21 protein-coding genes and 1 riboswitch are annotated in these 21906 nt (G+C 70.4%); of the genes, 11 read left to right on the top strand and 10 right to left on the bottom strand.

Translation table 11 applies throughout. The annotated features are described in order from the left end of the window. Positions 1-381: 381 nt before the first annotated feature. The 5 genes from FB471_RS11585 to FB471_RS11565 form a co-directional block, all read right to left on the bottom strand. On the bottom strand, positions 382-564 hold the full coding sequence (locus FB471_RS11585; RefSeq protein WP_141997703.1) for a hypothetical protein: 183 nt from the start codon (positions 562-564) through the stop codon (positions 382-384). Between the two features lie 19 nt (positions 565-583). Further along, the gene (locus tag FB471_RS11580; RefSeq protein WP_141997702.1) at positions 584-778 is read right to left on the bottom strand and encodes a hypothetical protein; all 195 of its coding nucleotides are present in this window, start codon (positions 776-778) and stop codon (positions 584-586) included. Between the two features lie 134 nt (positions 779-912). After that, complete coding sequence (locus FB471_RS11575; RefSeq protein ID WP_246076357.1) at positions 913-2091, bottom strand: helix-turn-helix domain-containing protein; 1179 nt, start codon at positions 2089-2091, stop codon at positions 913-915. A gap of 419 nt (positions 2092-2510) precedes the next feature. Continuing rightward, positions 2511-2801: a hypothetical protein gene (locus tag FB471_RS11570; protein ID WP_141997700.1), complete on the bottom strand. Its 291-nt coding sequence runs from the start codon at positions 2799-2801 to the stop codon at positions 2511-2513. An 88-nt stretch (positions 2802-2889) separates the two neighbouring features. Next, the gene (locus FB471_RS11565) at positions 2890-3180 is read right to left on the bottom strand and encodes a 4a-hydroxytetrahydrobiopterin dehydratase (protein ID WP_141997698.1); all 291 of its coding nucleotides are present in this window, start codon (positions 3178-3180) and stop codon (positions 2890-2892) included. Positions 3181-3213: 33 nt separating this feature from the next. Beyond that, positions 3214-3324, top strand: a riboswitch (TPP riboswitch). Positions 3325-3346: 22 nt separating this feature from the next. On the opposite strand from FB471_RS11565, the gene FB471_RS11560 reads away from it, so the two are divergent. From FB471_RS11560 to FB471_RS11550, 3 genes are read left to right on the top strand one after another with little or no spacing between them, the layout of a single operon-like run. Next, on the top strand, positions 3347-4399 hold the full coding sequence (locus tag FB471_RS11560) for a thiamine ABC transporter substrate-binding protein (RefSeq protein WP_141997696.1): 1053 nt from the start codon (positions 3347-3349) through the stop codon (positions 4397-4399). A gap of 38 nt (positions 4400-4437) precedes the next feature. Beyond that, positions 4438-6009, top strand: coding sequence for an ABC transporter permease (locus tag FB471_RS11555; RefSeq protein WP_142001794.1), 1572 nt, complete (start codon positions 4438-4440; stop codon positions 6007-6009). Then, on the top strand, positions 6010-7029 hold the full coding sequence (locus FB471_RS11550; RefSeq protein WP_141997694.1) for an ABC transporter ATP-binding protein: 1020 nt from the start codon (positions 6010-6012) through the stop codon (positions 7027-7029). Here FB471_RS11550 and FB471_RS11545 read toward each other — a convergent pair. The 3 genes from FB471_RS11545 to FB471_RS11535 form a co-directional block, all read right to left on the bottom strand. Then, positions 7013-7894 (bottom strand): ABC transporter permease subunit, encoded by an 882-nt coding sequence (locus FB471_RS11545; protein ID WP_141997692.1) that lies wholly within the window; start codon positions 7892-7894, stop codon positions 7013-7015. The two genes, FB471_RS11550 and FB471_RS11545, sit on opposite strands and share 17 nt — an antisense overlap. Beyond that, the gene (locus FB471_RS11540; protein WP_141997690.1) at positions 7891-8913 is read right to left on the bottom strand and encodes an ABC transporter ATP-binding protein; all 1023 of its coding nucleotides are present in this window, start codon (positions 8911-8913) and stop codon (positions 7891-7893) included. Before FB471_RS11540 ends, FB471_RS11545 begins: the two co-directional genes overlap by 4 nt. A 79-nt stretch (positions 8914-8992) precedes the next feature. Beyond that, positions 8993-10111, bottom strand: a complete 1119-nt coding sequence (locus FB471_RS11535; RefSeq protein ID WP_141997688.1) for a LolA family protein — start codon at positions 10109-10111, stop codon at positions 8993-8995. 174 nt (positions 10112-10285) lie between these two features. Here FB471_RS11535 and FB471_RS11530 point away from each other — a divergent pair, with 174 nt between their 5' ends. The 3 genes from FB471_RS11530 (at position 10286) to FB471_RS11520 (ending at position 12902) form a co-directional block, all read left to right on the top strand. Then, positions 10286-10987, top strand: a complete 702-nt coding sequence (locus tag FB471_RS11530) for a response regulator transcription factor (protein ID WP_141997686.1) — start codon at positions 10286-10288, stop codon at positions 10985-10987. Further along, positions 10984-12324, top strand: coding sequence for a sensor histidine kinase (locus tag FB471_RS11525; RefSeq protein ID WP_141997684.1), 1341 nt, complete (start codon positions 10984-10986; stop codon positions 12322-12324). Before FB471_RS11530 ends, FB471_RS11525 begins: the two co-directional genes overlap by 4 nt. Before the next feature lie 170 nt (positions 12325-12494). Next, positions 12495-12902 carry a (deoxy)nucleoside triphosphate pyrophosphohydrolase gene (locus FB471_RS11520; protein WP_141997682.1) on the top strand — a complete coding sequence of 136 codons (408 nt, stop codon included), beginning with the start codon at positions 12495-12497 and terminating at the stop codon, positions 12900-12902. Here the strand turns inward: FB471_RS11520 and trpS are convergent. Further along, the gene (trpS, locus tag FB471_RS11515; RefSeq protein ID WP_141997680.1) at positions 12876-13850 is read right to left on the bottom strand and encodes a tryptophan--tRNA ligase; all 975 of its coding nucleotides are present in this window, start codon (positions 13848-13850) and stop codon (positions 12876-12878) included. The two genes, FB471_RS11520 and trpS, sit on opposite strands and share 27 nt — an antisense overlap. 265 nt (positions 13851-14115) lie before the next feature. On the opposite strand from trpS, the gene FB471_RS11510 reads away from it, so the two are divergent. Both FB471_RS11510 and FB471_RS11505 read left to right on the top strand, forming a co-directional pair. Further along, positions 14116-14415 carry a YciI family protein gene (locus tag FB471_RS11510; RefSeq protein ID WP_141997678.1) on the top strand — a complete coding sequence of 100 codons (300 nt, stop codon included), beginning with the start codon at positions 14116-14118 and terminating at the stop codon, positions 14413-14415. Positions 14416-14544: 129 nt separating this feature from the next. Then, entirely contained in the window at positions 14545-15447 is a 903-nt protein-coding gene (locus FB471_RS11505) for an IS5 family transposase (RefSeq protein ID WP_141997676.1), read from the top strand. A 71-nt stretch (positions 15448-15518) separates the two neighbouring features. On the opposite strand, the gene FB471_RS34080 is transcribed toward FB471_RS11505, so the two are convergent. Further along, positions 15519-15683 (bottom strand): hypothetical protein, encoded by a 165-nt coding sequence (locus tag FB471_RS34080; protein ID WP_170220635.1) that lies wholly within the window; start codon positions 15681-15683, stop codon positions 15519-15521. A 189-nt stretch (positions 15684-15872) separates the two neighbouring features. Here FB471_RS34080 and typA point away from each other — a divergent pair, with 189 nt between their 5' ends. The 3 genes from typA to FB471_RS11490 all read left to right on the top strand — a co-directional run bounded on the left by typA (position 15873) and on the right by FB471_RS11490 (position 21826). Beyond that, the gene (typA, locus tag FB471_RS11500) at positions 15873-17807 is read left to right on the top strand and encodes a translational GTPase TypA (protein WP_141997673.1); all 1935 of its coding nucleotides are present in this window, start codon (positions 15873-15875) and stop codon (positions 17805-17807) included. Positions 17808-17905: 98 nt separating this feature from the next. After that, entirely contained in the window at positions 17906-19648 is a 1743-nt protein-coding gene (locus tag FB471_RS11495; protein WP_246076356.1) for an ABC transporter family substrate-binding protein, read from the top strand. A 399-nt stretch (positions 19649-20047) separates the two neighbouring features. Further along, entirely contained in the window at positions 20048-21826 is a 1779-nt protein-coding gene (locus tag FB471_RS11490; RefSeq protein ID WP_141997671.1) for an ABC transporter family substrate-binding protein, read from the top strand. Positions 21827-21906: the final 80 nt, after the last annotated feature.

Here is a 21906-nt window from a genome sequence, read left to right as displayed (position 1 = left end):
TAAGCCGTCAGGTCGCATCCCGCGAATACATCGAACAACGTCAGCGTGTTCGCATTGCGTTCGGCCGCCGCGATATCGTCGTTGAGCTTTTCGTACCAGCTGTCGATGGTTTCCTGATCCCGCGGCCTCCGTGACCAAACGCACGTCCAGGGTCAGCAGTTTATCGGGATCCGGCGGCGGCGTGCTCGGATCGTGTGTGCTGCGTGTGAATTGTTTCCCGTGGAACATCAGAATGGTTGGGCCGATCGGCTCAGCGGCCTGCTGCGCTGGGACGACGGCGGCCAAAATCGATTCATGCTCCGGAAAAGGATTGTCCGACGGTTCACCCGTTCGGCCCTTGCGACGCCGGAATGGTGGCGCGAGGAACCCGGGGTCGGATCGTCAGCGGGGGTCGCCGGGGCCGTGCCAGGTCTGGGCGAGGTAGATCTGCTCCAGCAACTGCTCGGCCTCGATCCTGCGCTGCTCGGCGGACCAGTGTTCTCGTTCCCTCCGCGCGCGTTCGAATTCGGCGTTGAAGCCGATCAGGCCGGTCTGGTCCGGTTCCTGCGCGTCGACGTGTTTCACGGTGGAGCTCCTCGATAGGTCAGTGGTCGCGTGCCCGGTCGTCGGCGGCCTCGTGCAACTGCTCGCACCGGGTCGCGTCCGCCGAGGTGGCGTAGGTGGTCCGGCAGTGGAAGCAGGTGCGGATGTTGCGATCCGGCACGCTCCAGGACTTCAGGTCGTCGGGCTTGGCGCGCCGGCCCGCGAACTCCACGGGCGGCGCATGTTTGCGCCTCATCGGTCGACCGATCCGTGCTGTGTGGCCTGGGTTCTTCGGTTCACGCTATCGAGGGTGATTCGCGTCTCGCCTGGGCGTTTGCCAGGGAGGCAAGACCGGCAAAACACCCACGGATGGCCTAGAGGTCAGGCAGGTCACACGTGCAGCCCGGCACGGTAGGCCATGCCGCGCAGTTCCCGTCCGGTGGCGTCGCGCTTGGCCCGGGCCAGCAACTCGGCGAGGACGGAGCGCATGAACGGGTGCCGGTGGATCCGCGCGGGAGAGATCCGTTCGGCCTCACGCAGCATCCGTACCGCCGCCTCCCGCTGCTTCGGCAGCCGGGCCAGCGCCCGGCCGTACTCGCGGTAGTAGGCCGACTTCCGGGTGGGCGAGGGCAACGCGTCCGGGTCCACCGTGCCGGCGATCTTGGCGGCGGCGGCGTGCTCGCCGGCTTCCAGCGCAACCGACATCCGCCACACGCCCACGTTCGACGGTCCGAAGCCGAACCACATGGCATTGCCCTCACCGGTCCGCACGGCCAGGTCCCGTGCTTGCTCGAGGGCGGCGACCCTGGTCGCCCGCTGCCCGCTGGCCGCCGACACGAGGGAGGAGGTCAGGGCCAGCATCCCGGACATCTGCATCCCCTCCGGCGTCGCCGTGCCGGGATCGGCGTCGTCCAGGGCGTGCGCGGCGAGGTCGAATCCGCCGGCGCCGATCAGCCCGAAGGCCGTGCCGAAGGTGCTCACCGCGTTGTAGATCGGCTCGTCGAGCCGTTGCGCGGCTTGCCTGGCCAGCGTGGCTGCCTGCCAGGCCAGGTCGAGGTTCGCGCCGATATCGCACAGCCATGCCTGCGTGCCCTGCACGTGGGTCAGCACGAGCAGCCGCAGCAACTCCCGCTCGTCCCTGCCCGCGGCGAGGGTGGTGTGCAGGTCGCGGATCAGCGCGGGCAGCTTCGTTCCCGCCAGGGTGTAGTCGCAGTCCCGTTGTGCCATCAGCACTTCGGTGGCCCGCGCGGTCAGCGCCGTGAGCGGGGCCACCGCACCGCGTGGCTCCTCCATGCTCACCGAGAGCAGGGCGAGCCGCACCTCGTTCAACGACCTGTCCTCGTCCAGTTCCCCAGCCGGGATCACCGTGGTGCCGGTGATCTCACTGGGTGCCACGTCCAGCGCGTTCGCCAGCGCGACGATCAGCGACCGGCGGTCCAGCGCTCGTTCACCGGACTCCAGCCGGGACAGGTACGACGGCGAGATTCCAGCCAGCCCGGCCACCACGGCAAGCGACTTCCCGCGGGCGTTACGGATCTGCCGTAGCGTGCGCCCAATGCCCGAGGTCACCTGTCCAGGGTATCGAGGAAAGACTCGGAAGCGGCAAGTCTGCCCCTGGTCTAGCTACTCTTAGTATCTGCTGATCACTGTCGAGTGGATACGAAATCGCCTGGTAGCGGGCAATCTCGATCATGGATCAGGGATTTCGCGCCAACAGGGCACGTTGACCGGAACACCGCGGCCCACCGGGCCGCGGTGCCGGTTCGACTCGCTCAGCCGAGTGCGCCGAGCGCGATGATCAACAGCAGGGTGCCCGCGGCGGCGAATGCCGAGACCCAGGCCTGCTGACCTGCGGTAAGGGTGGATGCTGTCCGGTTCATCCTGGCCATCCAAGAGCGGTGGTCGATGCGCTTTCGCCTACAGCAGCGCCGGGATCCCGGTGCCCGTTACCGGCGGCTTCGTTGTGTGTCACGAATCACAGATCGATGCTACTGGTTGCGGTCACGCGCGGTGAACCAGAGCACCGCGCCCGCGGCGCCGATCATCACCACGAAGGCGAGCCCCCCGACGATGATCGCCCTCGTCTCACCGGAACCGTCGCGGGCCGCCCACTCGCTGTGCTGGGTCTGCTGTTGCGCGGTCACCGGCTCGTGGTCCGCCGCGGCGGCCGGCCGGGCCCCGCCGCCGAACAGCATGGCGAGCGTCAGACCGGCGACGGCGATCACTCCGGCGATGCCCAGCTTGGTGACCACGGCTTGCCGCGACACGGTGTAGCCCATAGTCGCGCTCCCTTCCCCTTTTCGACTCCCACTGGGGTGACGCGCGAGGGCCGGATCATGTTGCCGCGGCAGCGCCGAGTCGTGTAGATCACATGTTGGCGAGCACGCCGTCGATCTCGGCCGCCATCCCGACGTCCTTGCTCGTGATGCCGCCTTCCGAATGCGTGCTGAGCCGGAAAGTCACTGTGCGCCAACGGATATCGATGTCCGGATGGTGACTCTCGCTCTCCGCGATCTCGGCTGTCCGGTTCACCACCTGGATCGCTTGCGGGAAGCTGGCGAGCTGTGCGGTGCGCTCGATGGCGTTGCCGTTCCTCGACCACTCGGGCAGGTTCCCGAGCGCGTCCTCGACCTGCTGATCACTGAGTATCTCTGCCATGCGCTCCATGGTGGTACGGCGACCGGTACGCTGCACCTCTGCCACGGGAGTCCGGCCTCGCCGGACTGAGAGGTGGGGGCGAACCCACGACCGTTCGCACCTGATCCGGATCATGCCGGCGCAGGGAGGCCGACCCTCCCCACCCGCCGGCAGACAGGGAGGGCGCATGACACCCAGGGTCCGCGCGGTCGCGGCGCTGTGCCTGGCCGGCGCACTGTCCGCGGGTTGCACGCTCGCGGGTGGGGGAGGCCAGCAGGAAGAAGGACCGGTCACCGTCACACTGGCGACCCACGACTCGTGGAACGCGCCGGAGGAGGTGCTGGCCGAGTTCGAGCAACGCTCCGGCATCCGGATCAAGATCCTCAAGGAGGGCGACGCGGGCGAGCTGACGAACAAGCTGGTGCTGGCCAAGGCCGACCCGATCGCGGACGTCGCCTACGGCGTGGACTCCACCTTCGCCTCTCGCGCCCTCGCCGAGGGCGTGTTCGAGCCCTACACCAGCCCGGAGGCCGACCGCGGCCCGCAGCGCTACACCATCGACCGGCAGCACCGGCTGTCCGCCGTGGACGTGGGTGACGTGTGCGTGAACATCGACCGGCAGTGGTTCGCCGAGCGGGACCTGCCCGAGCCGGAGACCTACGCCGATCTCGCCGACCCCGCGTATCGCGGGCTGCTGGTGGTGGAGAACCCGGCGACCTCCTCACCGGGGCTGGCCTTCCTGCTCGGCACGATCGCGCGGTTCGGCGAGGACGGCTGGCAGGAGTACTGGTCGCGGCTGCGGGACAACGGGATGCTGGCGGTCAGTGGCTGGGAGGAGGCCTACACCCAGGAGTTCTCCGGGTCCTCCGGCGAGGGCTCGCGCCCGGTCGTGGTCTCCTACGCCTCCTCGCCGGCGAACGAGATCGGCGAGGACGGCCTGCCGCGCACGAAGGCGTTGCTGGACACCTGCTACCGCCAGGTCGAGTACGCGGGCGTGCTGTCCGGCAGCGGTCAGGTCGAGAGCGCGGGCAAGGTGGTCGATTTCCTGCTCTCCCAGGAGTTCCAGGCCACGGTCGCGGCGCATATGTATGTCTATCCCGCCCGCGAGGGGGTGCCGCTGCCCGCAGGCTGGGCCGAGGCGGCGCCGCTACCGGAGGACCCCGCCTCGTTGCCGAGTGAGCGGGTCGAGGCCGGACGGGAGCGCTGGGTCGAGCAGTGGCGCGCCCTGCTGAACCAGTAGCGCCCGCGGCCCGGCCGGTATCGCCCGCCCTGCTCGCGCTGCTGCCGCTCGGTTTCCTCGCCGTCTTCTTCGCCTGGCCGGTGCTGGCGATCGTCGGTCGCGGGTTCGCCGACGGCGGCGTGGCCGAGGCGCTCGGCGAAGCCGAGACCTGGCGGCTGGCGGGGTTCACCGTGGCGCAGGCCGCCGCGTCCACAGCGGTCGCCGTGCTGGCCGGAATGCCGGTGGCCTTCCTGCTGGCCAGAGTGCGACTGCCGGGCACGGCCCTGGTGCGCACCCTGCTGCTGGTGCCGTTCGTGTTACCCACCGTGGTGGTAGGGCTCGCCTTCCGCGCGCTGTTGCCGGAGGGCGGCGTGGCCTCGATCGTGCTGGCCAACGCGTTCTTCAACGTCGCCGTGGTCGCCCGCACGGTCGGCGGGCTGTGGGCACACCTCGACCGGCGGCTGGAGGATTCGGCCCGGTCGCTGGGCGCCTCCCGGTGGCGGGCGTTCCGCACGACCACCCTGCCCGCACTCGCCCCCGCGGTCACCGCCGCGGCCGCCGTGGTCTTCCTGTTCTGCGCCACCAGTTTCGGTGTCGTGCTCATGCTCGGTGGCGCGCGGTACCGCACCCTGGAGACCGAGATCTACCTGCGTACCGTGCAGTACCTCGATCTGCCCGGTGCCGCCGCGCTGTCCCTGGTGCAACTCGCCGCGGTGATCGCCGCGCTGGTGCTCGGCGCGGTGGCGCGGCGCAAGCGGGAGGGCGCGATCCGGTTGCGCGCGGCGACGGACACCGCGCGGCGGCCGGAGCGGGGCGAGTGGTGGGTGGTCGGGGCGGCCCTTGCCGTGCTGGCGTTGCTGCTGGTGCCGATCATCGGGCTGCTGGTGCGCTCGGTGTCCACCGAGACCGGGTTCAGCCTTGCCGGGTACCGCGCGCTCGGCGGGCGCGGGCAGGACGAGGTGCTGGCGGTCAGCGGCTGGGACGCCGCGCTGAACTCGCTGCGCACCGCCACCGACGCGACCGTGCTCGCGATGATCGTCGGGGTGCTGGCCGCCGTGGTACTGGTGGCGTTGCGGCGTACCCCGGGCCGGCTGGCGCAGGGTATGGGCGAGGTCATGGACGCCGCGCTGATGCTGCCGCTCGGGGTGTCCGCGGTGACCGTCGGGTTCGGGTACCTGATCACCCTGAACCTGCTGCCCGGCGACCTGCGCACCTCCCCGCTGCTGGTGCCATTCGCGCAAGCGCTGGTGATCATCCCGCTGATCGTGCGGATGGTGCTGCCGGTGCTGCGTTCGGTTGACGAGCGGCAGCGGCAGGCGGCCGCCACGCTCGGCGCGGGCAGGCTGCGGGTGTGGCGGGAGATCGACCTGCCGCTCACCGCGCGCTCGCTGGTGGCCGCGGCCGGGTTCGGCTACGTGGTCGCGCTCGGCGAGTTCGGCGCGACCAGCTTCCTGGCCAGGCCGGACGCGCCGACCCTGCCGGTGACCATCGCCGGGCTGATCGGCAGGCCGGGCGAGCTGAACAGCCAGATGGCCTACGCAGCCTGCGCGCTGCTGATGCTGGTGACCGTCGTGGTGGTGACCGTGATCGATCGGCTGCGTTCCGGCCAGAGTTCGGTGGGAGAGTTCTAGATGCTGTCGGTCGAGCTGCTGAGTGTGCGCTACTCGGGTGTGCCCGCGGTGCACGAGGTGTCCCTGGAGGTCGCCGACGGCGACGTGCTCGCGCTGCTCGGACCTTCCGGTTCGGGCAAGTCGACGCTACTGCGCGCGATCGCCGGCCTGGAGCCCGCCGCGACCGGCAGGGTTCGCTGGGACGGTGACGATCTGGCAAGGGTCCCGGTGCACCGGCGTGGTTTCGGGCTGGTGTTCCAGGACGCGCAACTTTTCGCCCACCGGGACGTGGCGGGAAACATCGAGTTCGGCCTGCGCATGCACGGGATCCCCGCGGCCCGGCGGGCGGAGCGGGTGGCGAGCCTGCTGGACCTGGTCGGTCTCGCCGGCTACCAGCACCGCAGGGTGACCCAGCTGTCCGGGGGTGAGGCGCAACGGGTCGCGCTGGCCAGGGCGCTGGCGCCGCGGCCGAGGCTGCTGTTGCTGGACGAGCCACTGTCCGGACTGGACGCAGGAATGCGGGAGCAACTCGCGATCGACCTCGCCGACCTGTTGCGCCGGGCCAAGGTCAGCACCCTGCTGGTGACCCACGACCAGGAGGAGGCGTTCACCCTTGCCGACCGGGTTGCCGTGCTGGAGGAGGGACGGATCCGCCAGACCGGTGCCGTGCACGAGGTGTGGGCCCGCCCCGCGGATGAGTCGGTGGCGCGGTTCCTCGGGGTCACCACCCTGCTGGACGCGCGGGTGCGGGGCGGGGTGGCCCGCTCGGCGCTCGGCGAGGTCGAACTGGCCGGGGTCCCGGACGGGCCGGCGCGCATCGGCTTGCGGCCGAACGCGTTGCGGGTGGCGGGGTCCGGGGTTACCGGGGAGGTGCTCAGCCGGGTGCACCGGCGCGACCACCTGCGGCTGTCCGTCCGGGTCGAGGGCAGGCTGGCCGCGGTGGACGCGGTGGCCCCGGTCGCCGCCGACCTGCGCGCCGGCGACCGGGTTCACCTCGCCCTCGACCCGGACGGGATCGCTGTGCTCAGCCGTCCTTGGTGACGATCCGCGCGTAGGCGAGGGACAGCGCGATCACGATGTAGCACCCGGCGCGCAGCAACCCCTCGGCAAGGTTCGCGGTGGGTATCGGGTCCCGCAGCACGTCGGCGATCGACATGAACGACTCGGTCAGCAGGAAGGGATGCAGCCAGGCGAGCGCGTCCAGCATGCGCAGCACCGAGAACACCACGGTGCCGCCCAGTACCGAGGCCACCACCAGCATCGGGTGCTCGGTGCAGGCGGAGATCGCCAGCGCCACCGCGCCGACCGCCCATGCCTGCACCGCGGCCCAGCCCACCGCGACCGCGATCTTGCCGAGCGCGGCGGGGAAGGACAGCGTGGTGCCGGAGAGGGTGAACAGCGAGTCGGTGCCGTTGAGAACCAGCCCGGTGATGATCGCGATCACGGTGAGCACCGTGATCGCCGCGAGCACGACCGCCGCCACGCCGATGGTCTTCACCCCGAGCAACCTGCCCCTGCTGACCGGGGCCAGCAGCCAGCCGCGCAGGGTGCCGTGCGAGGACTCACCAGCCAGCGCGTCCGCCCCGGCCATCGCGGCGGTGAGCGGCAGCAGCAGGCCGAGGGTGAGGGCGAGCATGGCGACCGGCAGGATCAGCGCGTTCCCCGCGGCCGCGGTCAGCAGTGAGCCGGTGGGCCCTTCGGGGCCGTCGCCGTCGCCCGGCGAGTCGACCAGCACCAGCCCGATCCCGACCGCCACCGGCAGGATCGCGAACAGGCCGAGCACGATCAGCGTGCGTGGCCTGCGGAAGATCCAGCGCAGCTCGGCCCGCACCAGGCGAGGCAGCGGTACTCGCGGTGCGCGGGTCTGGACGGTCCGCGGCCCGACCTCGGCCGTGGCCTGTGTCATCGCACGGCCTCCATGTCCGTTTCGGACGTATCCGCCGGGTCGTCCGATGTAGACGAATCGGGGTCGTTCTGTGTCAACCTGGCGAAAAGGTCTTCGAGGCCGGTGCGTGCCCTGCGCGCCTCGTACACCGGAACGCCCGCACGGACCAGGGTCTCCAGCGCCACGGGAGCGGTCGCGGTGGTGAGGTCCACCCGGACCCCGTCCGGGGTGAGCCTGCTGAGGATTCGGTTGTCCCGCAGGGCCTGTACGGCCTCGGAACCCTCCGGAGTGGACACGATGAGGCCCGGTGACCCGGATTCGAGCAGCTCGGCGAGCTCACCCTGTGCCACCACGGTCCCCGCGTGCAGCACAGCGACGTGCGTGCAGGTGGCCTCCACCTCGGCCAGCAGGTGCGAGGAGACCAGCACGGTCACCCCCGCCGCGTACAGCTCGGCGATGATCCGGCGGATCTCCCTGGTGCCGGACGGGTCGAGGCCATTGGTCGGCTCGTCCAGCACGACCATCCTGCGCGGCACCAGCAGCGCCGCGGCGAGGCCGAGCCGCTGTTTCATGCCCAGCGAGTACCCGCGATACTTGCGCGCCGCGGCGCCGGTGAGGCCGACCCGCTCGAGCGCGCCGCCGACCGCAGCCGCGATCTCCGACCGCGCCAGTCGCGGCTCGGCCGCGGCGATCCGGAGCAGGTTGTCCCGCCCGGAAAGGAACGGGTGGAAGCCCGGCCCCTCCACCAGCGCGCCGACCTCGGGCAGGGCGTGTGCGGCGGCGTCCGGCATGGAGTGGCCGAGCAGCTGCGCCTCGCCCTCCGTCGGGCGGACCAGGCCGAGCAGCATCCGGATGGTGGTGGTCTTGCCGGACCCGTTCGGGCCGAGCATCCCGAGTACGGAACCCTCCGGCACGTCCAGGTCGACGTTGTCCACCGCGACGGTCGAGCCGTAGGTCTTGCGCAGCCCCCTGGTGCGCGCGGCGGGCGTGGACGCGTCCTGGGTCGCGCCCACGCCCGCCGGATCGGAATCGGTGCTCATGCCTCGACTCCTCTGGGCTGCGCTCCTCGGCCCGCTGGGCGGACCTGCGATGCTCGCCCTTCGTCGCCTTCAGCGCGCACTACCGCTCCAGCGCCTGGATCAGCACCTGCTCGGGGACGAAGCCCGCGGCGAAGCGGCCGTCCTCGGTGATCAGCGCGGTGCCGACCTTGGTGGTGATCACGTAGCCGGTACCGAAGGAACCGGTGACCTGCTTGCCGAACTGCTGGAGCAGCCCGCGCACGTCGGCCGGGCGGCCGTCGCGCCGGTCGGCGTCCGCGCGGCCCTCGTCGTCACCGAACCGGGCCTGCTGGTTCAGCATCTCGGCGGGGACGCTGCCGACAAGCGTGGTGTCCCAGCCGTCCCCGACGACCCTGATGTCGGTGGCTTCCTTGGCCTGTTCGGCGTGTTCCTTGCCCCCCGCGCGGCGCTCGGTCGCGTTCTCCTCGGTCACCGTGGCACCGGCGGGCGGGGAGAACTGGAACAGCTCGGCGGGCTGCGGACCGAAGCTGATGTCGCTGAAGCCGACCTGCAGCGCGGGCTCGGTGGTGCCGTGGGTGTGTACCGCGAGGCGCAGCGGCATCCTGGTGTCGGCGTCCACCGCCACCCGGACCTCACGCAGCAGTGTGCGCTCGGTCGGCTGCGGGGTGAGCACCAGCTCGTAGGCGGCGCGGTCGGCCACGGTCGCCGTGCCGTCCACCGCGACGGTGCTGGTCTCCCGGACCTGCTCCAGCACGGTGGCCGTGAGTTCGGTCGGGTCGCCGCTCAGCTCACCCTCCCGCGGGAGCCGGTCCCGCTCGCGGTCGGCCTCGCCCGGCAGCGTCACCTTCTTCGCGGAGTTCTCGGCGGAGTCGTAGGTCCACACCGTGTTGCCGTTCTGCACGATGGTCCGTTCGGCGTTGCCGTCGCGCACCCCGAGTCGGCTGGCGTCCCGGCCGTTGCTGTGCACCTCGGCCGCGTCCATCTCGAGTGAGTCCATCCCGGGCAGCGCCGGCAGGCCGAGCTGGTTGTCCACCCGGACCGTGCCGCCGAACGCGGGATGCTCGGCGCTGACCGCGGACTCGACCAGCTCCTCGGCACTGATCTCGGGCAACTGCGGCTCGCTGCCCGCGCCTGCCGGCATGGCGATCAGGCCAAGCCCCGCCACTCCGAGCGCGGTGCCTGCCGCGGCGACGGTGATTGCTCTCTTCTTCGGATTCACGACGTACCCTCTCCCTGGTTTGTCAGCGCCTTGTGCTCCGCTGACCACAGTGTGGCGATTTCCCGATGCCCACACTTCCCCCCGAGGTCTGAGATGGCCCTGAGAGCACCCTGGTGGCTGAGAGGACGCTGAGAGGGCGGGCACGAGCCCGACGAAACCGGCATCCTGAGAATCGTGGAACCGCGAGTACTGGTGGTGGATGACGAGGCCGGCGTCCGCAAGGCCCTGCAACGTGGCCTGCGGGCCGAGGGCATGGACGTGATCACGGCCGCGGATGGGCCGTCGGCGCTGCGGCTCGGCCAGACCGGCTCCTTCGACGTGCTGCTGCTGGACATCATGCTGCCCGGGCTGTCCGGGTACCGGGTGCTGCAGCAGCTGCGCGCGGAGGGGGTGAAGACCCCCGTGCTGCTGGTGTCCGCCAAGGACGGGGAGGTGGACCAGGCCGACGGGCTCGACCTCGGGGCCGATGGCTACCTGGTGAAGCCGTTCTCCTTCGTGGTGCTGGTGGCGCAGGTCCGTGCCGTGCTGCGGCGGGCGGCGAGCGAGGGCGGCAAGGGTCCGCTGCGGGTCGGTGGGCTGGTGGTGGACCGGGCGGCCCGCGAGGTGCGCTGGCACGAGGAGCCGGTCGCGCTGAGCCCGCGCGAGTTCGCGCTGCTGGAGGTGCTGGTCGGCCGGGCGGGAGCGGTGGTCACCAAGGACGAACTGCTGCGCGCGGTGTGGGGTGACGAGCAGGCCGCGACCAGGAACGTGGTGGAGGTCTACGTCGGCTACGTCCGCCGCAAGTTGGACGCCGTCGGCGCGGGTGAGATCGTCCGCACCGTGCGCGGGCACGGGTATCTCGCCGCCGACCCGCTGGCGCCGGTCGGGCCGGAGTGATCCGCTCGCCACGGCACTGGTGGCTGCGGCGGAGCCTCCGGTTCCGGATCACGTTGCTCGCCGTCACCATCACCCTGGCGTTCCTGGTCGGGCTCGCGGCGCTGGCCGGGAAGCTGCTGGGGCCGCTGCTGGTGCAGTCGGTGGACGAGGAGTTGCGGGAGGCGCTGGCACCCGCGAGCCAGGAGGTCAGCCAGGGCTACCACCCACCGGAGCGGTCGATGCGGGTGCCGGTGCGGGTACTGGACACCGCGGGGACGCCGGTGGACGGCGGCGGGGCGACCGGCCTGGATGCCGAGGAGATCGACGCGCTGAAGGCCGGGCTGGCGGTGCGCGACAGGGAGCGGGACGGCCCGCACTGGCGCTGGCTCGGCGTGGTGGTCACTGCCCCGGACGGCTACCAGCGGCTGGTCGTCGCGGGCGCGCCGATGGTCGGTTTCCGCTCCGCGGTGGTGGACGGCTCGCGCTGGCTGCTGATGGTCGCGCTGGTGGCCGCGATCGTCGCGGCCGCGGCCACCTGGGCGGGGGTGGGTTCCGCACTGCGCCCGGTGGGGCGGATGCGCCGTTCGGTCCGCGGGTTGCCGCCGGGCGGGCGGTTGCCGTTGCCGGAGGCGCACGACGAGCTGCGCTCACTGGCCGCGGAGTTCAACACGCTGCTGGCCAGGCAGGAGGAGGTCAGCGAGCGGCTGCGCCGGTTCACCGGGGACGCCGCGCACGAGCTGCGCTCCCCGGTGGCCTCGATCCGGGTGCAGGCCGAGGTGGCGGTGGCCAACCCGGACCCGGAGCTGTCCCAGGACACCCTGGCCGACGTGCTGGACGAGGCCGAACGGTTGTCCACGCTGCTGGACGGCCTGCTGGCGCTGGCCCGCTCGGACGCGGGGGAGTTGCCCGCCGCGGAACCGGTGGACCTGGTCACCGAGGTGCACGCGGCGGTGGGCCGGTTGCCCGCGGACGCCCCCGCCGTGCGGGTCAGCGCGGCCGTGCCGAGCGCGTGGGCGATGGCCACTCATGCCGAGGTCGAGCTGGTGCTGAACAACCTGCTGCGCAACGCCTGCCGCTACGCCGAGGCGCAGATCGTGGTGTCCGTGCTCGCCTCGCGCTCGCTGGTGCGGGTGGTGGTGGACGACGACGGTCCCGGCGTCGACCCCGAACACCGCGAGCACGTGTTCGACCGGTTCTACCGGGTCGCCGACGACCGCGCCCGCGAGTCCGGCGGCACCGGCCTCGGGCTGGCGATGGTGGCCGAGGCCGCGCGTCGCCGCGGCGGCCGGGTGCTGGTCGGCGAGTCGCCCGACGGGGGTGCCCGGTTCCAGGTGATCTGGCCCGCGAACCGCTCTTGACCGTACGTCAACAGCCAACTCGCATGCGTGGAGGGCAAACACGGGCGCGTGGAGGGCAAACACGCCGGCGCCGGCGTGTTTGCTGCTCATGCGCCCGTGTTGGCCGCTCATGCGCGTGAGTTTGCTGTTTGCGTACGGCCAACAAGCCCGCCGGGTAAGCTGCGGCGCTCGTGGGAACGACAGTGATCGTCGGGGCGGCCGTGGTGCGTGCGGGGACCCTGCTCGCGCAGCAACGGGCGTACCCGGTCGAGGCCGCCGGGCGCTGGGAGCTGCCCGGCGGGCGGGTCGAGGACGGCGAGTCCGAGGCGGAGGCGCTGCGCCGGGAGTGCGCCGAGGAACTCGGCGTCGAGGTGGTGGTCGGCGCGCGGGTCGGCGGGGACGTCGACCTCGGCGGGGGCAGGATCCTGCGGATCTTCGGCGCGTGGCTGGCCGATCCGGACGGCGAGCCGCGTGCCGTGGAGCACCGGGCGGTGCGCTGGCTCGCCGCGGACGAGCTCGGCGGCGTGGACTGGCTGCCCGCCGACCGGATCCTGCTCCCCGACCTGCTGGCCCTAGTGGCCGGTGCCCACCAGCCGTAACGCCGAGCGCAGCCGGTGCTCGCCCCGCTCGGCGGCCCTGGCGGCGCCCGCCTTGCGGACCCGCTCCAGCTCGGCGGGGTCGTCCAGCAGCTCGCCTGCCCGTAGCCGGATCGGCCGCAGCATCTCCACCACCGCCTCGGCCACGCCCTCTTTGAGCGCCCCGTAGGAGCCGTAGCCCTCGGCGACCTCCCCGGGCGTGCTCCCGGTGCAGGCGGCCAGGATCTCCAGCAGGTTCGCCGGCCCCGGCCGCGCGGGGTCGTACGCGACGGATGGTTCGCCGTCGGTCGCCGCCCGCCGGATCTTGCGCCGGACCAGCTCCGGCTCGTCCAGCACGAACACCACCCCCGCGGTGTCCGAAGTGGACCGAGTGGACTTGGACATCTTCCGCGTCGGGTCGGCGAGGTCGCGCACCCGCGCGCCCGCGGGCGGCAGCACCGCACTGGGGACGGTGAACACCTCGCCGTAGGTCGCGTTGAACCGCTTGGCCAGGGTGCGCGCCAGCTCGACGTGCTGCCGCTGGTCCTCGCCGACCGGAATCTCGTCCGCGCCCTGCAGCAGGATGTCGGCAGCCATCAGCACCGGGTAGGTGAGCAGGCTCAGCCGCGCCCCGTCCCTGCCCTTCGCCTTCTCCTTGAACTGGACCATGCGGGCGGCCTCGCCGAAGGTGCAGGTGCACTCCAGTACCCAGCTCAGCGCGCCGAGCTCGCGAGTGAGGTCGGACTGCACGAACACCGACTCCGCCGATATCCCGGCCGCGATCAGTACCGCGAGTTGTTCCCCGGTCAACGCGCGCAGCATTGCCGGGTTGTGCGTGGTGGTCATCGCATGCAGGTCGGAGACGAAGTACAGGTCCTCCGCCGTGCCCTGGCTCGCCCACCGCTGGATCGCACCGAGGTAGTTGCCGAGCTGGACGCGGCCGGACGGGGTGATGCCGGAGAGTCTGGTCATGATGCCTTTCCCTGGTCGCGCCACCCGCCACCAGGCCTCCGGACACGCGAGAAGGCCGCCGGGCGGGCGGCCTTCGTGAGGTGTCAGCGCACAGCTGGGGGGCCGCCCCGCGGCGGCCACCACTGGATGCGACTGCTGTGCACGTCTCGGAGTGTAGCGATAAAATCCGGCGGTTTCACACGTTTCGGGCGTGCCGGGTCAACGATAGGCATCGACGCGCCTGTTAACGGCGTTTATTCGGCGCGGCCGGGTCTACCGTGGGGATATGTATGTCGTACTGGTCAACTACACCGCACCCATCCAGGAAATCGACTACGCCCTGCCGGACCACGCCGAGTGGCTCGCCAAGCAGTATGAGCAGGGCAACTTCCTCGCCTCCGGTCGCCGCAACCCGCGGACCGGGGGTGTGATCATCGCGCGTCCCATGTTGCGGGGAAAGCTGGACGCCATCCTGGCCACCGATCCGTTCGCCGTCCAGCACCTCGCGCACCACGAGGTGATCGAGTTTTCCCCGACGAAGACGGCCCCCGAACTTCGGGAGATCAACGAAGCGGTAGCCCACTAGGGCGCGTTTCAATGTGTTGACCAGGAAAGACGCCACTGGTCTGGCGGTGTCGGCGTGTCGTTGATCAGATAGGCGAGGTCTCCGGTAGATCGATCAACGACCAAGCTGATCGAGAACACCGGAGACCTCGTGGCCAGCGTAGCGGCGACGGGACGAGCCGACCTTACCGACGCGCAGTGGGCGATCCTGGAGCCGCTGCTGCCCGTGGGTAGGAAACCGGGTCGCCCACCGACGTGGACCAAGCGGCAACTGATCAACGGGATCCGCTGGCGGGTGCGCGTCGGCTGTCCTTGGCGGGATATCCCACCGGCCTACGGCTGCTGGCAGACCGTCTACGGGCTGTTCCGGCGCTGGCAGCGTGCCGGAGTCTGGGCGTTGATCGTGGCTGCGTTACAGGCGCGGGCCGACGCCGCCGGACTGATCATCTGGGACGTCAGCGTCGACTCCACGATCAACCGGGCGCATCAGCACGCCGCGGGGGCGCGGACCCATCCACAAGCACAGAAGGAACCACCCGGTGGGGTGGGTGAGCCCGAACCAGACGATCACGCGTTGGGCCGTTCGCGGGGCGGGTGGACCACCAAGCTGCACCTGGCCACCGAGCAGGGGCAAAAACCGTTATCGGTGGTCGTGACGGCGGGGCAGCGGGGTGACTCGCCTCAGTTCCAGGTGGTGCTGGGGCGTGTTCGGGTCGCTCGGCTGGAGGGCGGTCCACCCCGCACGCGACCGGACCGGGTGCTGGCGGACAAGGCCTACGGGTCCCGCGCCAACCGGGCCTCTCTGCGTGGTCGGGGGATTCGGTGCACGGTTCCGGAGAAGGCCGATCAGGTACGGCACCGCACAAACAAGGGACGTGCTGGTGGCAGGCCACCAGCGTTCGACCCTGAGGTCTACAAGCAGCGTCATGCCGTGGAATGCGGGATCAACCGGCTCAAGCGCAACCGCGCCGTGGCCACCCGATACGACAAGTTGGCAGTCCGGTACGAGGCCACAGTCCAGATCGCCACAATCAACGAGTGGCTACGCCTTTGAAACACGCCCTAGGTCGCCGTCGCCCGCATCGGGAGACGGGAGCTCGGTGCGGGCGCGTCAAACCGGGCACTTCATGCCGCCTTGTCCAGTTTGTTTTTTGCTTTCTTCAGTGCCAGTACCGGACATTTCTTGCAGCGCGGCTTCGACCGGCAGCACTTCTTTTTGACCTTGCCGGCCTTCATCTTCTTGCGAACGATCGCTTTCGCGTCCGCATTGCCGCCGTGCTTGTTGCCCACTCGTGCTCCGTGTCGGTCCGGGTCGTGACCTACCAGGTTAGGTCAGCCTAGCCTTGATCGTCGTGTGGGATCGAGCACCCCGCCCCGGCCCGGCGAGCGGTCGGCCTACCGTGAGGTGTGATGTGACCTGAGCGACCGCGACCGCCTCCTGCTCCAGGTCCGTGTCGGTGCGGCCCGTAACCTGCAGGCATGACTGTTGACGCACGTCCCGCCTCGCGCCTTCCCGGCGGCTCGGGCTCCTCGGCGTCCAGGCCGGACCTGCGCAATATCGCGATCGTCGCCCATGTGGACCATGGCAAGACCACCCTGGTCGACGCCATGCTGCGGCAGTCCGGCGCCTTCGCCGAGCGGGCCGAGCCGGTCGATCGGGTGATGGACTCCGGTGAGCTCGAGCGCGAGAAGGGCATCACCATCCTCGCCAAGAACACCGCCATCCGCCGTGTCACCGAGCAGGGCCCGGTGATCATCAACGTGATCGACACCCCGGGGCACGCCGACTTCGGTGGTGAGGTCGAGCGCGGGCTCGCCATGGTGGACGGTGTGGTGCTGCTGGTGGACGCCAGCGAGGGTCCGCTGCCGCAGACCCGCTTCGTGTTGCGCAAGACCCTGGAGGCCGGGCTGCCGGTCCTGCTGGTGGTGAACAAGGTCGACCGCGGGGACGCCCGCATCGCCGAGGTGGTCGAGGAGACCCACGACCTGCTGCTCGACCTGGCCAGCGACATCGAGGACGCCGACCTGGACGCGGTGCTGGACCTGCCGGTGGTCTACGCCTCGGCGCGCTCAGGCAAGGCCAGCCTGGAGCGGCCCGCGGACGGGGCCGAACCGGAAAGCGCCAACCTGGACCCGCTGTTCGAGACCCTGTTGCGGCACGTGCCCCCGCCCGCGGTGGACCCGGAGGCGCCGCTGCGCGCGTTGGTCACCAACCTGGACGCCTCCAGCTTCCTCGGCCGGATCGCGCTGATCCGGATCCACGCGGGCAGGCTGCGCAAGGGCCAGACCGTCGCCTGGATGCGGGAAGACGGGTCGACCCGCCAGGTCCGGGTCTCCGAACTGCTGGTCACCGAGGCGCTGACCCGCGTGCCCGCGCAGGAGGCCGCGGCCGGTGACCTGGTGGCCATCGCCGGTATCCCGGACATCACCATCGGCGACACGCTCGCCGATCCCGAGCGGCCCGAGGCGCTGCCCCGGATCACCGTGGACGAGCCGGCCATCTCGATGACCTTCGGCGTGAACAGCTCGCCGCTCGCCGGCAAGGGTGGCGGGGACAAGCTCACCGCCCGCCTGGTCAAGGCCCGGTTGGACCAGGAGCTGATCGGCAACGTCAGCGTCCGCGTGCTGCCGACCGAGCGGCCGGACACCTGGGAGATGCAGGGCCGGGGCGAGTTGGCCCTCGCGGTGCTGGTCGAGCAGATGCGCAGGGAGGGTTTCGAGCTCACCGTCGGTAAGCCGCAGGTGGTGACCCGCACCATCGACGGCAAGCTGCACGAGCCCTTCGAGCGGCTGGCGGTGGACGCACCCGAGGAGTACCTCGGCGCGATCACCCAGCTACTGGCCGCCCGCAAGGGCAGGATGGAGCAGATGAGCGGGCACGGCACCGGCCGGATCAAGCTCGACTACGTGCTGCCCGCGCGCGGCCTGATCGGTTTCCGCACCGAGTTCCTCACCGAGACCCGCGGCACCGGGATCGCCCACCACGTCTTCGAGGGCTACTTCCCGTGGGCGGGAGAGATCCGCACCCGGAACAACGGGTCGCTGGTGGCCGACCGTTCCGGCCCGGTCACCGCCTACGCGCTGATCCAGCTCGCCGAGCGGGGGACCTTCTTCGTCGAGCCCGGCGCCGAGGTCTACGAGGGCATGGTCGTGGGGGAGAATCCGCGAGCCGAGGACCTCGACATCAACATCACCAAGGAGAAGAAGCTCACCAACGTCCGCTCCTCCACCGGGGAGGAACTGGAGCGGCTCGCCCGACCGCGCAAGCTCGGCCTCGAGGAGGCGCTGGAGTTCTGCGCGATGGACGAATGCGTCGAAGTCGCGCCGCACGCCGTCCGGGTGCGTAAGGTGACCTTGGACATCCACCAGCGGGCCAAGGAACGTTCGCGGGCCAAGCAGCGCGATCAGGCCTGATCCGGGCTCCCGCCGCCCACCGCGCGGGAACCGGTCGGCCGAGCGAAACGTCCCCTTGGTAGCGGTACTGATGTCGACTGCGAGCAGGAGGGAACAGCGTGCAGGCGAGAGGTTCGGGGGTCACACTCGCCCTGCTGCTGGTCGCGGCGCTGTCGGCGTGCACCAACACCCCACCGCCGCCGACCTCGCCGACCCCGGTCGCGCAGTCCTCCACCCCGCAGGCCGAGACGCCCTCGCAGATCGTGGTGGGGGTGGACGCCGTGGCAGGCGGGTACAACCCGCACCAGCTGGCCGACGCCTCCACGGTCACGTCGGCCCTGTCCCAGCTGCTGTTGCCCTCGGTGTTCCGGGCGACCGAGGACGGCACCCGCGAGCTGGACCAGAACCTGATGGTCTCCGCCGAGGTCACCGACCAGCAGCCGTTCACCGTCACCTACGACATTCAGCAGAACGCGTCCTGGTCGGACGGGGCGCCGATCGCAGCCGAGGACTTCGACTACCTGGCCGACGCCATGAGCGCGCGGCCGGGGGTGGTCGCGCCCGCCGGCTACCGGCTGATCAACGACGTCGCCTCGGCCGAGGGTGGCAAGCAGGTCAAGGTCACCTTCAGCAAGCCCTACCCCGGCTGGCGGACGCTGTTCGACGACCTGCTCCCCGCACACCTGCTCAAGGACGCCCCCGGCGGCTGGCAGGGCGCGCTGGCGGACAGTTTCCCCGCGTACGGCGGGCCGTTCGCCATCAAGACGCTGGACCTGGCGCGCGGCGAGATCGTGCTGGAGCGCAACGAGCGGTACTGGGCCAAGCCGGCCGCCGTGGATCAGGTGGTGCTGCGCCGCGGCGACCAGCCGGGCATGGTCGGCGCCCTGCGCAGCGGCACCACCCAGTTCGTCCTCGCCCGCACCGACGCGACCGGGCTGCAGTTGCTCGGCGAGCTCGGTCCGGAGGTCAAGCTGCACACCATCGCCCGGCCACAGGTGGCCAGCGTGCTGCTGCGGCCGGCAGGCAGCGTGCTGGCCGACGACCAGGTGCGGGCCGGGGTGGCGGCTTTGATCGACCGGGACGCGCTGATCGCCGAGGGGGTGAACGGCGGGCCCTCGGCCACGCTGCGCGCGGACGCCCAGGTGCGGCCCCCGTCCGTGCCGGACTACCAGGCCACGATCCCCTCGGCCGGACCACCGGCGGCTTCGGACCCGGCCAAGGCCGAGCAACTGCTCACCGCGGCCGGCTACAGCAGGCAGGCAGGCACCTGGCGCCGGGACGGCACGGCGCTGTCCGTGGTGATCGGGGTGCCGGGGGAGAAGGAGCCCTACGCGAGCATCGCCGAGGAACTGCGCAGGCAGCTCATCGCGGCCGGGGTGGAGGTGCGCACGGTCGCCCCGCCGCCCCGGGAGCTGTTCTCCGGCCTGCTCGCGATGCCGGTGACCTTCGGCGAGGACGAGGGGCGGAACACGCAGGACACCACCGGCGCGGTCGGGGTGGACATCGCGGTCGTCCCGCAGGCGGTGAGCGGCGATCCGGCCTCGACGCTGGCCTCGACCTTCGGGTGCGGGGCCGCGGGGAAGGACGCCGAGCGGAGCGCGCCGACCGTACCGGCCAACCCCGCCGCCTTCTGTGACCCGAGCCTGCAGCCGACCATCGAGTCCGCGCTGACCGGGGCCCGGCCGGTGCCGGACGCGCTCGCCGAGGTGGAGCCCGAGCTGTGGCGCCAGCACGTGGTGCTCCCGCTGTTCCAGCTGGCCGACACGCTCGCCCTGGGCACTGGCGTGTCCGGGGTGACCCCCGGGCCGCCCCTGGTCGGCCCGTTCGGCTCCGCGGTGGACTGGACTCGCGGCGCCGGCTGAAGCCGTGGTACCTGCTGAATCGGTACTGAGCCGATCCGGACTCAGTACCGGAAGGGAGGACAGGCTAGGTGTCTCTACTCCCTTCGGGCTAATCTGAGCAACCCTTGGCTGTCACGGCGCAGGGTAACGGACGAAGCTCCCGGCTGAACGTTCGGTCGGTCAGGTATCCGGCTGGTTCCAGCAGGTAACCGTCGTATTCCAGGCCGCAGCGTAGATGTCACCCTTTGGTCACGATCCCTCGGTAGGTCGTGACCCGGAGTGGTGATGCTTTCTAGCGTGCACCGGCAGTGCGCCAATTGAGTGTCGCTTGGCGTGTCATAGGCTCCGGCCCAAAATATCCGGAGCAATGTGGGTCCATGGTCCCAACGTCAGGGCCCAGTGCTAGGAGGGCACACGTACATGAGGAGATCCAAAGCAGTCTCCGCTCTGTCGCTCATCGCCGCGTCGGCACTCGTGCTGACCGCGTGCAGCGGTGGTGACGAAGGCGGCGACCCGAACACCGGCTCAAGCTCGGACATCGAACAGATGGCCACGGGCAAGGCGCAGGAGAACGGCGTTTTCAAGCTCGCCGAGGCCGCGGAGAGCGATAAGGTCACCGTGGCCGTCGACCGGAAGTTCACGGCGTACAACAACAACACGCCGGACACCAACACGTCGTACAACACCTACGTGCTGGTCACGGTGCTCGCCGGTGCGCACATCTACGACGGCAACAACAAGGTGTTGCTGAACGGCGATGTGATGGATTCGGTCGAGATGACCTCGACGGAGCCGCAGGTCGTCGAGTACAAGATCAAGCCGGACGTGAAGTGGTCGGACGGCGAGGCCTGGGACTGCGATGACTTCTACCTCGCCTGGCTCGCCAACAGTGGCAAGATCGAGTCCTTCCAGGCCGTGTCGCCCGCCGGTTACAAGCTGATCGAGCAGGCCGAGTGCACGGACGACCAGACCTTCGTCACCACCTACAGCGAGCCGTACCTGGACTACGAGGGCCTGTTCAACACCACGATCCTGCCCGCGCACGTGCTGGAGCAGGAGACCGGTATCGGGGACATCACCCAGTTCGACCTGAACAGCCCGGCTGAGGAGCTGAAGCCGGCCGGCGAGTTCTGGTCCTCGGAGTGGAAGGGCTTCAAGCCGGACATCATGCCGGCCTCCGGCCCGTACAAGATCGCCTCGTTCGACGACAACGCGGGCATCGTCACCCTGGAGCGGAACAAGGACTTCGTCGGTGCCAAGGGCGGGCCGCAGACGGTCGTGGTCCGGGCCATGCCGAAGACCACGGAGATGGCCTCGGCGCTGCAGAACGGTGAGATCGACGTGGCGTCCTCCACCCAGCCGGACGCCACCAGCGCGCAGGGGCTGAAGGACCTCGCCTCGCAGGGCGTGACCTACGGTTCGGCCCCGCAGTTGTCGTACGAGCACATCGACCTCAACTACGAGCGGATCTTCGCCGACAAGGCCGTGCGGACCGCCTTCTTCCAGGCGATCGAGCGCGAGGAGATCCTGAACAAGCTCATCCAGCCGATCCGGCAGGACGCTCAGGTGCTGAACAGCGTCATGTACTTCGAGGGTGAGCAGGGCTACGAGGACCGCTACAGCGGCAAGGCGGGGCAGGCCGCGCAGGCCGCGGCCAAGACCCTGCAGGACGCAGGCTGGACCAAGGGCGCCGACGGGATCTTCGAGAAGGATGGCGAGCGGCTGTCGATCGCCATCTCGCACAACGACAACGACCGGCGCAGCCAGACCGTCGAGATCCTGATCCCGCAGCTCAAGGAAGCCGGGATCGAGGTCAAGGACAACACCGACCCGGCCTTCTTCGACGGCCCGCTTTCCAACGGCGACTGGGATGCCTGCATCTATGCCTGGTCGGCGGCACCGTTCAAGGCCGAGTCCTCGTCCATCTTCCTCTCCCCGGACAACGGTGGCGAGCAGAACTACCAGGGTCTCGCCAACCCGCAGATCGACGAGGCGATGAACAAGGCCGTCTCGGCGACCGACGAATCGGCCCAGCGCGAGGGCTACCAGAAGGCCGACGAGCTGATCGCGGAGGAGCGGGCCTCGCTGCCGCTGTTCCAGATGCCGTCGATGTGGGCCTTCCGTGGCATCGACCGGGTCTTCTTCCAGGGTTACTTCGGTTCCCTCTGGAATGTCGGTGAGTGGGAGCGGACCAGCTAGTTTCCCAGTGAAATCGAGATGAGCTGAAGGGGTCTGGAACCGGTGCTGCTGCCAGCCCGGTTCCGGACCTCTTCCTTGAG

This window comes from Amycolatopsis cihanbeyliensis (genome assembly GCF_006715045.1).
Taxonomy (GTDB): Bacteria; Actinomycetota; Actinomycetes; order Mycobacteriales; family Pseudonocardiaceae; genus Amycolatopsis; species Amycolatopsis cihanbeyliensis.
The sequence above is the reverse complement of the archived record's forward strand: the minus strand, read 5'-3'. Positions and strand labels throughout refer to the sequence as shown.

What these genes read in the sequence shown, in the direction of transcription:
- FB471_RS11580 (WP_141997702.1), bottom strand. Translation starts at nt 778, where the DNA reads ATGAGGCGCAAACATGCGCCGCCCGTGGAGTTCGCGGGCCGGCGCGCC.
- FB471_RS11570 (WP_141997700.1), bottom strand. Translation starts at nt 2,801, where the DNA reads ATGGGCTACACCGTGTCGCGGCAAGCCGTGGTCACCAAGCTGGGCATC.
- FB471_RS11565 (WP_141997698.1), bottom strand. Translation starts at nt 3,180, where the DNA reads ATGGCAGAGATACTCAGTGATCAGCAGGTCGAGGACGCGCTCGGGAAC.
- FB471_RS11560 (WP_141997696.1), top strand. Translation starts at nt 3,347, where the DNA reads ATGACACCCAGGGTCCGCGCGGTCGCGGCGCTGTGCCTGGCCGGCGCA.
- FB471_RS11550 (WP_141997694.1), top strand. Translation starts at nt 6,010, where the DNA reads ATGCTGTCGGTCGAGCTGCTGAGTGTGCGCTACTCGGGTGTGCCCGCG.
- FB471_RS11545 (WP_141997692.1), bottom strand. Translation starts at nt 7,894, where the DNA reads ATGACACAGGCCACGGCCGAGGTCGGGCCGCGGACCGTCCAGACCCGC.
- FB471_RS11540 (WP_141997690.1), bottom strand. Translation starts at nt 8,913, where the DNA reads ATGAGCACCGATTCCGATCCGGCGGGCGTGGGCGCGACCCAGGACGCG.
- trpS (WP_141997680.1), bottom strand. Translation starts at nt 13,850, where the DNA reads ATGACCAGACTCTCCGGCATCACCCCGTCCGGCCGCGTCCAGCTCGGC.
- FB471_RS11510 (WP_141997678.1), top strand. Translation starts at nt 14,116, where the DNA reads ATGTATGTCGTACTGGTCAACTACACCGCACCCATCCAGGAAATCGAC.
- typA (WP_141997673.1), top strand. Translation starts at nt 15,873, where the DNA reads ATGACTGTTGACGCACGTCCCGCCTCGCGCCTTCCCGGCGGCTCGGGC.
- FB471_RS11490 (WP_141997671.1), top strand. Translation starts at nt 20,048, where the DNA reads ATGAGGAGATCCAAAGCAGTCTCCGCTCTGTCGCTCATCGCCGCGTCG.